This window comes from Aeromonas sp. 603079 (assembly GCF_049172135.1).
Classification (GTDB): Bacteria; Pseudomonadota; Gammaproteobacteria; order Enterobacterales; family Aeromonadaceae; genus Aeromonas; species Aeromonas veronii.
In genome coordinates this window covers 35,345-47,148 of the sequence record NZ_JAAKPX010000024.1, presented here as the reverse complement: position 1 = coordinate 47,148, position 11,804 = coordinate 35,345, and the positions used below count along the sequence as shown (strand labels likewise).

The following is an 11,804-nucleotide window of genomic DNA, read 5'->3' as shown; positions in this document are numbered from 1 at the left end:
ATATAAGGGGAGGGACACAGCAAGTTTTGTTCCAAAAATTTGATAGTTCTTCCAAAGAAAAAGGTTTAAACGTTATTTTGCTGAAGGCGCTTTAAACAAATCAATGGTATAGAGTTCACTATCACTAATCTTTATGGTTATATGGTATTGTTTTGTAAAGATATTTATGGGATGCAATGATTTTGCTTTTTTGAAAATAAGCATGTAAATAAGGATTGTAAATGGAAGCAATGTTAGGTACATCTGAAGGCCTTAAAGAGGCATTACTGTTAAGTGAATCAATTCTAAGTGATATTGAGCTTAATGTTGGGTCTTTAAGTAATATTGCCTTGAAGGCAAGTCGACTTGCCCGTTTAGTTGGCCATTTCGATTATCAGAAAATATTTTTATATGAAGTTGGCGGATATCCAACGACTCCAAATGGAGTGGAAAGTAAAACATGGGAATTGGCACAGAAAGCCGGGCGTATAAACAAAGTAAAAGAGGGTGAAGAGATTTCTGAAAGGGCATCTTTGGATTCTTTGGAGCAGTTGCATTACGATTTGGAGGCTGCAAAAGATAGTCTCGCTGTTGCTCAGGATGCACATATTTCATTAACATCTGCAAATCCTAACCAATTCATTGCTGCGCCAATGGGTAATAAACAAGAACGTGATGCCCTAAGGCGTAGTATTAGTAATAAATCAAAATTTATAGCCACTCGAAGAGCATTCATATATGAATATGTATCTTCTATTCATTATGAGGTTAAGTATTCAGCTATATCTAACGATATTTTTTCAAGAATCCGCTCGCGAGTAGATGAAAAGGTTGGATTGTTAATCCCTGATTCAGTACAGAAGTTCTCTGCAGTTTATGAAAATTTAATATCTAGCAACACAGAAGACTGGTCTAATGCTGTACACAGTTGCAGGAGAATTCTTCAAGATACCGCCGATGTTCTTTATCCTGCAAGGGAACCTAAAAAAATCATGGTGGGAAATAAAGAAAAAACGATAAATTTAGGTGCTGATAACTATATCAACCGCCTAATGGCCTATGTTGAAGAAAATGCATTATCTAAAAGATTTGAAGAAATTGTTGGTTCTCATATGAAGTATCTTGGAGAGCGTCTTGACTCAATATTTCAAGCCGCTCAAAAAGGCTCCCATGATACTATATCTAGTCAGGATGAAGCAGATAGATATGTTATTTATACATATTTGGTTGTTGGTGATATCTTGCAACTGAGAGATGAAGTTGAACATAGTCCAGCGAATTCTTAGCTATCATTTGTCTATACCTATTGGCATATAGATCAACTGTGAATTGAGGTTGGGATTCACAAATTTTGTATGTTGGGCTAATTAGTAGGTTGTAGCTGAATGAAGTGAAGCCCAACGTTTACCGTGAGCAGCCATATAAAGGCAATAATCGGATAATTCGGTGTTATTCGATTATTGCTATCCCTTTTGATTAGGCTGTGGCTGATTGGTTTTACGCCGCATATTGGGCTTCGCTGCGCTCTGCACCAACCTACGCCTGTGCCAACCCATATCCCGCACGACGACCCAACCCGCATCAAAGCCCCCATCAACCATCAAACCGGCCTTGGCCCCACTCTTGCTATGTCTTATCCCATTGTTGGCCGTGGCTGCCCTGAATCTCCTAGTCTGATCTGCCCCAAACGGGGTGGTTCAAGGGGGAGGGCGGCCCGGCAGAGACCTTCTGATGGGAGCCGTGACAGTGCAAGAGACAACCAATACCTTGCCCCCGCAGCGCTGGCTGCAACTGGAGTTAAAGGCCATCGACAGCCAGGTTGGCCGCTGGCAGAGTCGCCGTTTCGAGATTGCGGCGCTCCATCCCGCCGAGCCCGAGGCTGCCGGTGCCTTGCCCCTTACCCTGTTTCGCGATGAGCGGGGGGATTATCGCTTCAATTTGAGCTCCGGCTCGCCCCGCCTCTTTGTCACCGGAAGCCGCGTGGACAGTGGCTTTATGGCCGATGGCCTGACCCTGAGCCAGACCGTGGCCGCCGCCTATATGGATGGCGAGCGGCAGGTGCTCTCCTGCCCGCTGCCCGAGGCGCTGCAAGCCTGGGTGGAGGCCTTTATCGGCCGCCACGGCGAGCTGCTGGAGGCCCGTCGCAAGGGCAAGAAGGGCAAGGGACGGGCGCAGGATCAGCTGGGTGTCGATAGCCAGGATCAAGCCAGCTGCGGCGCCGTTAAAGCCACCGGCCCCGATGGCCGCGAGCGTGGCAGCGACAGCGGAAATCGCGCCCATGAGTGAGTTCCTCAAGCGCTGGTCGTCTCGCAAGAGTGAGGCGCGCAAGCATCAGGCATTGCAACCGAGGGAAGAGGTTAGCCCCGAGGCTGTTGCCACCCCCATCGAAGGCAGTGGCGAAGATGAAACTCCAGATGCCTCGCTGGATAGCCCCGTAGTCAGCGCTGACAAGGGGAGCAGTGAATCCCTTGCTTTTGAGGGGGTTGAGAGTGGCGAACCGCCGCTGAAAACGGCGCAGCCGGGCAAGGCCAAACTCCCCGACAGGGAGGCGCTGCGGGCCATGTTTCGCAGCCACAAGCCGGATGGGCTCGACGACTACACCCAGGATTTCAGCCAGCCCGAATTGCTGCCTGCGGCCTTGACCGCCGGGCTGCGCAACTGGCTGGTGGATCAGGTGATCGCCCCGGAGAGCGAATCGGCCAATCCGGCCAGCGGGTCTGCTGAACCGGTGGCGGTTGCCAGCGAACCTGCCGCCGAGCAACACGAGCTGGCTGATAACCATTCTCAAACCCACACCGACGTTCGGGACATTTTGGTTTCCCGTGGTGGACAAAATGTCCCAACCAAAGATGGGGAAATGGAACCCTCAGGATCCTGACTCCCTGTCAGTCACTTTTTTTCCGGGGGAGTTGGCTCGCCTCTTGCTCTCTCGGCTTACCAACAAGCGCCCATCCCATGAGGTGGCGCGCACAGGAGCGTATGTGAGCACTGAACAAACATTGCCAAATCTGAGCCCAAATCTGGCCCCAAATCTAGCCCGCGAGGCGGGGGCGACCGAGCATAACGCGCGCGCTCGCGCCTATGCCCTGCAGCATACGGTCAAGACCGACAACCTGATCCCGGCCACTGTCTCTTACCAGAGTCAGGGGCGCCTGCTGCTGGTCGGCCCGGAAGATTGCATTCGCCGCGCTGCCAGCCTGCTGCCCGCCGGGGTGAAGCCCACTCTGCTGGTGACCGAAGCGGTCCACGATGCCGAGGCGGCCGATCTCGAAGCCATTTTCGATGCCACCGCATCCCTCGCGGCCCTGACCCTGCGCGAGCCGAGCCTGACAGGGTATCTGGGGCAGTTCCAGCTCACCGGCCTCAATGGTCAGGGTGAGCGGGTTAATCTGGCTGCGCTCTGTTTTACTCAGCAGGCTGCGGAAAATGGCGAACCGCGCTTCGATCTGGTGGCCGATCTGGGCCGCGCCCCGCTCTTTGCGCTGGAGCGTCCGCCGGTCGGTTATCTGCATCTTGCCGATGACCAAGGGCTGGCCGAACGGCTCGCCGAGCTCGGTGCGCTGACCGGTATTTTCGACAAGCCGCGCTATTTTCGCCTCGACCCTGAGGCGTGCGCCTTTACTGCCCGCGGCGTGCCCGGTTGCAGCCGCTGTCTCGATGTCTGCCCGACCGATGCCCTCAAGCCCATCAAAGGTCGCATCCAGATCGATCCCCATCTCTGTCAGGGCTTTGGTAGCTGCGCCTCGGCCTGTCCGACCGGGGCGATTGCCTATCACCAGCCCGATGCCAACACCAGCGGCGACTACCTGCTGCGCTTGCTCAAGCATTATCGGGAGGCGGGCGGCGAAGCGCCGCAGCTGCTGATTGCCGGTGAAAACGAGCGCGAATGGGTAGAAGCTGAACTCACTGCTCTGCCTGCCAACTGGCTGCCGGTCTGGGTGGAGGAGAGCGCGAGCTTAGGCATCGAGAGCTGGTTTGCCGCCCTCGCCTATGGCGCCAGCGCGGTGCGCATTGCACTGGGCGATGATGCCCCCGCAAGCGTCCGTGCGCTGGTTGAGCGGGAACTGGCGAGCGCCGCAGTGCTGTTGGCGGGCGCCGGTCTCTCTGCCGATCGCATTGCTCTGTTTGACGCAGATGCTGGTGAGCCTGTTTCCGGCCAGCCCACCGTTGCCCTGCTGGAGAAGCCGCTGAAAGGAGACAAACGGGAGAAGCTGTTTGCCGCCTTCGATGCGCTCTGGCAGGCCAACGAAGGGAGCCGCGAGCCGCTGGCGGTGCCTCACGGCGCCCCATACGGCAGCGTGGAACTCAAAGAAGCAGACTGCACCCTCTGCATGGGCTGCGTGGCGGTCTGCCCGAGCCGCGCCCTGCATGCGGTTGGGCACACGCCCGGTCTCAACTTTATCGAGCAGGACTGCATCCAGTGCGGCATGTGCGAAAAGGCGTGCCCCGAGCAGGCCATCGTACTGATGCCCCGCCTGCAGCCGGTGCCCGAGGCGCGCCGCACCGTGCAGAGCCTGAAAACCGAAGAGGCAGCCTGTTGCATTCTTTGCGGCAAGCCGTTCGCGCCCGCCTCGATGATCCGCCGCATCCAGCAAAAACTGGCCGGTCACTCCCACTTCCAGAACGAGGCCGCCCAGCGGTTGCTGATGTGCGAGGACTGTCGGGTCAAGGATGTGTTTGCAGCGCTGGCGGCGGATCCCGTCTCCCAGCTCAAGGTGTGAGGGCCAGTGATGAGTGAACAACATAACGAAAAGGCTGGCGAACTGACCATGACCGAACTGGAACAGAGCAGCGCCGATCTCTACGCCCTGCTGGCAAGCCTCTGGCGCGCCGCCCCCCGTGGTGAACAGCTCGCCTGGCTGCAAGGGTTGCAGGCTATGCCGGGCCCCTTTGCCAGAGGGCTGGGGCTGGTGCAGTTGGCGGCCAGCAGCCACCACGAAAACGAGCTTGCCGAGGAGTATCAGGATCTCTTTATCGGGCTCGGGCGCGGGGAGATCGTGCCGTTTGCCTCCTGGTATCTCACCGGCTCTTTGATGGAGCTGCCGCTGGCGGTGCTGCGCGCAGATCTGCAGTCCCTCGGTTTCGAGCGCCAGAGCGGAGTGTGCGAGCCGGAAGATCATCTGGCCGCCCTCTGTGAGGTGATGGCGGTACTGATTGGCGAGCAGCACCCGGAGCGCAACCGCTTCTATGAGCGCCACCTTGCCCCTTGGGTTCTCGCCTGCTGCCGCGATCAGCAACAGGCGAAAGGGGGCAGCTTCTACCGGGCGGTCGGGGCCCTTGCCGAAGATTTCTTCAAGCTGGAAAACGAATTGCGCCTGCCGTTTGGCGCCTGCGTGGTGCCGGGCTGAACGCCCCTGTCTGTGCACAACAAGAGCTGCGCATAACAAAACGAGCAGACGAGATATCCCATTGGACGCGAAGCTGGCGCGCAGGCGCCAGCAAGAACAACAACAGAGGCCACAAGAATGAGCGATGAACAGCTGAAAGACCCGTCCCGCCGCAATCTGATCAAGGGAGTTGGCGTGGTCGCCACCATAGGCGTGCTGGCCGGTGCCACCGGTCGGGTGGTGGGCAAAGAGGTGCTGACCCACGACACCGAGCCTGACAAGGGCTATCGGGAGACCCCCCATGTTCACGACTTTTATCGCACCCTGCGCGGCACCGACTGAGCCGGATCAGTGAAGGAGAACTCATGAAACTGACAAAACGTGCCGAGCAGCCCCAGGCGGGCGAGCAGGGCAATCAGGCTGTTCGCGGTCAGGGGCTGACCCGTCGCGCCTTTATGGTCAACTCCGGTCTGGTGGCCGGTGGCGCAGTGGCCGCCGGTTGGCTGGCACCTGCCATGATGCAGCGGGCCGAAGCCAAAACTGTGGCGGCCGGGGTGCCGGTCGAGGTGAAGCGTACCATCTGTTCCCACTGCTCGGTGGGCTGCGGCGTCTATGCCGAGGTGCAGAACGGTGTTTGGACCGGTCAGGAGCCAGCTTTCGATCACCCCTTCAACTTGGGCGGTCATTGTGCCAAGGGGGCGGCCCTGCGCGAGCATGGCCACGGTGAGCGTCGCCTCAAGTACCCGATGAAGCTGGTGGGCGGCAAGTGGCAGCGCATCAGCTGGGATCAGGCCATCGAAGAGGTGGGCAACGAGGTGCTGCGCCTGCGCAAGGAGTCCGGCCCCGACAGCGTCTACTGGCTCGGCTCCGCCAAGCACTCCAACGAGCAGGCCTACCTGTTTCGCAAGATGGCGTCGCTTTGGGGCACCAACAACGTGGATCACCAGGCGCGGATCTGCCACTCCACCACGGTCGCAGGTGTAGCCAACACCTGGGGCTACGGCGCCATGACCAACAGCCTGAACGACATGCACAACAGCAAGTCGATCATGTTTATCGGCTCCAACCCGGCGGAGGCCCACCCGGTCGCCATGCAGCACATCCTGCTGGCGAAAGAGCGCAACGGCTGCAAGATCCTGGTGGTCGACCCGCGTCGCACCCGTACCGCCGCCAAGGCGGACATGTACCTCTCATTGCGTCCGGGCACCGACGTCGCCTTTATCTGGGGCATGCTCTGGCACATCTTCAAAAACGGCTGGGAAGACAAAGAGTTCATCCGCACCCGCGTCTACGGCATGGACGAGGTGCAAAAAGAGGTGGCGCGCTGGACCCCGGCGGAAGTGGAGCGGGTGACCGGCCTAAACGAGCAGCAGGTCTATGGCGCCGCCAAACTGCTGGCCGACAACCGCCCCGGCTGCGTGGTCTGGTGCATGGGAGGTACCCAGCACACCACAGGCAACAACAACACCCGCGCTTACTGCATCCTCGAACTGGCCCTCGGCAACGTGGGCAAGAGCGGGGCGGGCACCAACATCTTCCGCGGTCACGACAACGTGCAGGGGGCCACCGACTTTGGCGTCACCTCCGACTCCCTGCCCGGCTACTACGGCCTGGAAGAGGGCTCCTGGAAGCACTGGGCTCGGGTGTGGGACGTCGATTACGAGTGGATCAAGGCCCGCTTCGACAACAAGGCCTACAATGGCAAGCTGCCGATGAACAACAACGGCATTCCGGTCTCCCGCTGGGTGGACGGGGTGCTGGAGAACGCCGATCTGATCGAGCAGGGCTCCAACATCCGCGCCATGTTCTACTGGGGCCATGCGGTCAACTCCCAGACCCGCGGCCCGGAAATGAAGAAGGCGATGCAAAAGCTCGACATGATGGTGATTGTCGACCCGTATCCCACCGTTGCCTCGGTGATGAACGATCGCACCGACGGCGTCTACCTGCTGCCGGCCACCACCCAGTTCGAAACCTATGGTTCCGTTACCGCCACCAACCGCTCCATGCAGTGGCGCGACAAGGTGATAGAACCCCTGTTCGAATCCAAGGTCGATCACGAGATCATGTATCTCTTGAGCAAGAAGCTCGGCTTTGCCGACCAGCTGTTCAAGCACATCAAGGTGGAGAACAACCAGCCACTGCTGGAAGACATCACCCGCGAATACAACCGCGGCATGTGGAGTGTGGGCTACACCGGCCAGAGCCCAGAGCGGCTCAAGGCGCACCAGCAGAACTGGCACACCTTCCACAAGACCAACCTCAAGGCCGAGGGCGGCCCGGTCAGTGGCGAAGTGTACGGTCTGCCGTGGCCCTGCTGGGGCACCCCGGAGATGAAACATCCCGGCAGCCACATCCTCTACGACACCAGTATTCCGGTGTCGGAAGGGGGCGGTGGTTTCCGCGCCCGCTTCGGCATCGAGTATCAGGGCGTCTCGCTGCTCGCCGAAGACTCCTGGCCGAAGGGAAGTGAAGTAGAAGACGGCTATCCCGAGATCACTGCCGATCTGATGAAGCAGCTCGGCTGGTGGGATGAGCTGACCGAGGCCGAGAAAAAAGAGGCCGAGGGCAAGAACTGGAAGACTGACCTCTCCGGCGGTATCCAGCGGGTCGCCATCAAGCACGGCTTCGTCCCCTACGGTAACGCCAAGGCGCGCTGCGTGGTGTGGACCTTCCCGGATCAGGTGCCCAAGCACCGCGAGCCGCTCTACACCCCGCGCCGCGACTTGCTGGCCGACTACGCCACCTGGCCTGATTCGAAGAGCCTGTGGCGCCTGCCGACCCAGTACGCCTCGGTGCAGGAGAAGGACGTCAGCAAGGAGTTCCCCATCATCCTCACCTCCGGCCGTCTGGTGGAGTACGAGGGGGGCGGTGACGAGACCCGCTCCAACCCCTGGCTGGCTGAATTGCAGCAGGAGATGTTCGTCGAGATGAACCCGACGGATGCCAACGACGTCGGCGTGCGCGACGGTCAGGATGTGTGGGTCGAGGGGCCGGAAGGGGGCCGGGTCAAGGTGAAGGCGCTGGTGACCCCGCGGGTCAAACCGGGGCTTGCCTTTATGCCGTTCCACTTCGGCGGCCACTTTGAGGGCAAGGATCTGCGATCCAAATATCCGGAAGGGTCTGACCCCTATGTGCTGGGGGAGTCGGTCAACATAGTCACCACCTATGGCTATGACCCGGTCACCCAGATGCAGGAGACCAAGGTCACCCTGTGCCGTTTTCGCAAAGTAGGAGCCTGATCCCATGGCCAGAATGAAATTCATGTGTGACACCAAGCGCTGCATCGAGTGCAACGGCTGTGTGACGGCGTGCAAGAACGAGAACGACGATGCCCTCGAGTGGGGCATCCAGCGCCGCCGGGTGGTGACCCTCAACGACGGCCTGCCGGGGGAGACCTCCATCTCGGTCGCCTGCATGCACTGCACCGACGCCCCCTGCATGGCGGTCTGCCCGGCCGACTGCTTCTATCACACCGACGACGGCATAGTGCTGCACAACAAGGATCTCTGCATCGGTTGCGGCTACTGCCTGTTTGCCTGCCCGTTTGGTGCCCCCCAGTTCCCGAAGACCGCTGCCTTTGGCGATCGGGGCAAGATGGACAAGTGCACCTTCTGTGCCGGCGGCCCGGAAGAGGATCACAGCGAGGCGGAGCGCCAGAAGTACGGTGCCAACCGTATCGCCGAGGGCAAGCTGCCCATGTGTGCCGAGCTCTGCTCCACCAAGGCGCTGCTGGCGGGGGATGCGCAGGTGATCTCCGATATCTTCCGCGAGCGGGTCGCCTATCGCGGCGCCAAGGATGCGGCTTGGGGTAATGGCGATGAGCTGTTCCACGATGCCAGCAAGCTGAACAAGCAGGGAGGGGCGGCATGAAAACCTGGCTAATGGCCCTGTTTGCTGCCCTGCTGCTGGTGAGTACCGCAAGTTTCGCCGATGCCGAGAAAGAGGCGGTCGGCTTTGCCGGCGCCGATTACTGGCGGGCGGTGAAGGATGGGCAGGAGGGGGTGACCACCTCCCGCTCACCGGAGCACGGGGTGCTGATCTCGGTGCCGGGCCAGCTCTGGTTTGAGGTGAAGACCAAGTGGGTGTCGCCGCTCGGCGCCATCGCCATTTTCGGGTCGCTCGCCATGTGTGGCCTGATGTATCTGGTGGTGGGGCAGACCAAGCTCTCCAAACCGCGCACCGGGCGCAAGCTCAAGCGCTGGAGTCGGCTGGATCGGGCGCTGCACTGGACCACGGCGGCCATGTTCCTGACCCTCTCCGGGTCGGGGCTGGCCATCATCTACGGCAAGTACTTCATCAAGCCGGTGGTGAGCCTCGGGGTGTGGGAGAACTGGATCTGGTTTGCCAAGGTGTTCCACAACTATGTGGGGCCGCTCTTCTTCCTCTGCTTGATGGGGGTACTCATCAAGTGGTTCCGCCACAACATCGTCAATATGGTGGATGTGCAGTGGTTCATGAAGTTTGGCGGCATGCTCGGCAAGCACAAGGGGAGTCACCCCTCGGCGGGCTTCTCCAACGGCGGCGAGAAGGCGATCTTCTGGCTGCTGATCTGGTTTGGCGGCATTGTGGTGGCGACCGGGCTGTTCCTCGACTTCCCCATCTTCGGCCAGCTGCGCCGCCAGATGGAGTGGGCCAGTTTTATCCATATCGTAGGCGCCTTGATCCTTATCTGCGGTTTTATCTTCCATATCTACATGGGCCTGTTCCAACTGGAAGGGGCGCTGGAGGGGATGGTGACCGGCGAGGTGGACGAGACCTGGGCCAAGGAGCACCACGACCTCTGGTATGAAGAGGTGAAACATACCCTCGATGAGCCCAAGGCAGGCAAATCAAGCTGATGGTCGACAAAGAGTAAAGAGAAGGGGCGCTGTGGCGCCCCTTTTGATGGCGGGTCGATGGTGATGGCAAATTGATTGAGCGATGCCGCAAACGGCGATGTTTTTTTGGGCCACCTTGAGCAACAGTAACAGGGGTTCCATTCACACAAGGGATGACAAATGATGAGAAAAGCATGGCTGGCAGCGGTATGTGCATCTGCGCTATTCGGTGGTATTGCGGGCGTGGCGCAGGCGGCTGACGGGATCAAGACCCAGCAGGTGCAGTTCAAAAAGGGGGAGTCAGGGGCAACCATCAACGGCACCATTCAGGGTAGCCAGACCCTCGATTACAAGCTGACGGCCAACAAGGGCCAGAGCATGGTGGTGATCCTGACCGGCAAGCCCTACTTCAATATTTTGCCGCCGGGCAGCAAGGGGGAGGCGATGTTTATCGGCTCTACGGAAGGGAACAACTTTGAGACAACCCTGCCCGCCAAGGGCACTTATACCATTCGGGTCTACCAGATGGGGGCGGCCGAGAGCAGCAAGGCCAAGACGCCGTTCAAGCTGGAGGTGGGCATCAGCGGCTAATGCCAGCAGCTGACAAGCATCATGGCGGTGGCGGCCACAAAGGGCCGCCACCGTTGTTTTATCCTCTCTGTTTTTGCCTCGCCAAGGTCAATATTCCCCCCGGGAAAGCCGTTCGAAGTAGCGCTGATAACGTCCGCTGGCGATGGCCTGCTGCAACTGCTGATTGAACTGATCCCGCAGTTTGGCTGAATCGGGCATCTTGCGCGGGAACATCACGAAGCTGTCGTTGCGCAGAAAAGGGGTCTGACTGTGGGTGATGAGTGCCGCGCTGGCGGGGTCGAGCTGGCTCTGCAACTCGGCCAAACCGACTCGCAGCTCTTGCGGATAGAGGTCGATCCGCCCGCGCAGCAGCTTGCCGAAATTCTGCTTCACGTCGGTGACTTTCTGTTGGGTTACCTTGCCATCGGCCACCATCTTGTCCAGCTCGGGCCCGTAGCTATAGGCGATATCGCCCCCCAACCGCATACCGATGATCTGCTCAAGGCGCTCGGCTTGCAGCTGCCGTGATTTGAGGGAGAAGAAGACAAACTGCTCCTGCAGCACCGCTTCGCTGAACAGAAAATCCTGCTCCCGCTCCGTTTTGTGCATCCAGACGGCGGTGGCGTCGTAGAGCTGGCTGTTGGCCGCCAGCGAATAGACCCGACCCCAGGGAGCGAAGTGGAACTTCACCTGATAGCCCGCCTCCTTGAACAGATCGCTGATGAGGTGGGCCACTGGCCCGTGCTGTTTTGACTGCTCGGAGACGAAAGGGGGCCATTCACCCACGATGATGTTGAGCACCCGGCCCGGTGCGGCGAGAGCCGATTGGCTGGTCAGAAACAACCACAGAGCAAGCAGCGGGATCAGGCGCATGGCAGAAAGAAGGGGACGCAGGCTGGCAGAGGCGAGGGCATCAGGTCACTCCCGGCTGTTATGCGGTGAAAGGGGCTGGGTTGCCCGCAATGCTAACATGAGTCTCATTCCTTGCCGTGGATATTTGTCTCGTCGGGGCCGCCGGGCGCCTATTTTGGCCGCAGGGTATGCCCAAGCTCACAAAACCGATCGAATAAACGTCATATGATTGATTTCATTATGAGTCTTGCTCTCC

11 protein-coding genes are annotated in these 11,804 nt (G+C 59.0%); 10 read left to right on the top strand and 1 reads right to left on the bottom strand.

Annotated elements, in window-relative coordinates; genetic code table 11:
• Nucleotides 1-221: 221 nt before the first annotated feature.
• From G5287_RS17115 to G5287_RS17070, 10 genes are all read left to right on the top strand, one after another.
• Nucleotides 222-1,265 carry a hypothetical protein gene (locus G5287_RS17115; RefSeq protein ID WP_167566283.1) on the top strand — a complete coding sequence of 348 codons (1,044 nt, stop codon included), beginning with the start codon at nucleotides 222-224 and terminating at the stop codon, nucleotides 1,263-1,265.
• Between the two features lie 445 nt (nucleotides 1,266-1,710).
• Nucleotides 1,711-2,265 carry a DUF3305 domain-containing protein gene (locus G5287_RS17110; RefSeq protein WP_337072385.1) on the top strand — a complete coding sequence of 185 codons (555 nt, stop codon included), beginning with the start codon at nucleotides 1,711-1,713 and terminating at the stop codon, nucleotides 2,263-2,265.
• A complete protein-coding gene (locus tag G5287_RS17105; protein ID WP_421231602.1) occupies nucleotides 2,258-2,857 on the top strand; it encodes a DUF3306 domain-containing protein in 600 nt (199 codons plus the stop codon). Before G5287_RS17110 ends, G5287_RS17105 begins: the two co-directional genes overlap by 8 nt.
• Before the next feature lie 103 nt (nucleotides 2,858-2,960).
• Nucleotides 2,961-4,700 (top strand): 4Fe-4S dicluster domain-containing protein, encoded by a 1,740-nt coding sequence (locus tag G5287_RS17100; protein WP_421231601.1) that lies wholly within the window; start codon nucleotides 2,961-2,963, stop codon nucleotides 4,698-4,700.
• 9 nt (nucleotides 4,701-4,709) lie between these two features.
• Nucleotides 4,710-5,327 carry a TorD/DmsD family molecular chaperone gene (locus tag G5287_RS17095; protein ID WP_076491393.1) on the top strand — a complete coding sequence of 206 codons (618 nt, stop codon included), beginning with the start codon at nucleotides 4,710-4,712 and terminating at the stop codon, nucleotides 5,325-5,327.
• Nucleotides 5,328-5,444: 117 nt separating this feature from the next.
• A complete protein-coding gene (locus tag G5287_RS17090; protein ID WP_005303194.1) occupies nucleotides 5,445-5,648 on the top strand; it encodes a transcriptional initiation protein Tat in 204 nt (67 codons plus the stop codon).
• Between the two features lie 23 nt (nucleotides 5,649-5,671).
• Nucleotides 5,672-8,548, top strand: a complete 2,877-nt coding sequence (locus G5287_RS17085; protein WP_421231600.1) for a formate dehydrogenase subunit alpha — start codon at nucleotides 5,672-5,674, stop codon at nucleotides 8,546-8,548.
• Nucleotides 8,549-8,552: 4 nt separating this feature from the next.
• Nucleotides 8,553-9,179, top strand: a complete 627-nt coding sequence (gene fdh3B, locus G5287_RS17080) for a formate dehydrogenase FDH3 subunit beta (protein ID WP_005334799.1) — start codon at nucleotides 8,553-8,555, stop codon at nucleotides 9,177-9,179.
• The gene (locus tag G5287_RS17075; protein WP_005334792.1) at nucleotides 9,176-10,147 is read left to right on the top strand and encodes a formate dehydrogenase subunit gamma; all 972 of its coding nucleotides are present in this window, start codon (nucleotides 9,176-9,178) and stop codon (nucleotides 10,145-10,147) included. The genes fdh3B and G5287_RS17075 overlap by 4 nt, the downstream gene beginning before the upstream one ends.
• Nucleotides 10,148-10,306: 159 nt before the next feature.
• Nucleotides 10,307-10,717, top strand: a complete 411-nt coding sequence (locus G5287_RS17070) for a DNA breaking-rejoining protein (RefSeq protein WP_235633874.1) — start codon at nucleotides 10,307-10,309, stop codon at nucleotides 10,715-10,717.
• An 87-nt stretch (nucleotides 10,718-10,804) separates the two neighbouring features.
• Here the strand turns inward: G5287_RS17070 and G5287_RS17065 are convergent, their stop codons facing one another.
• Nucleotides 10,805-11,569 (bottom strand): substrate-binding periplasmic protein, encoded by a 765-nt coding sequence (locus G5287_RS17065; protein ID WP_421231599.1) that lies wholly within the window; start codon nucleotides 11,567-11,569, stop codon nucleotides 10,805-10,807.
• Between the last annotated feature and the right edge of the window lie 235 nt (nucleotides 11,570-11,804).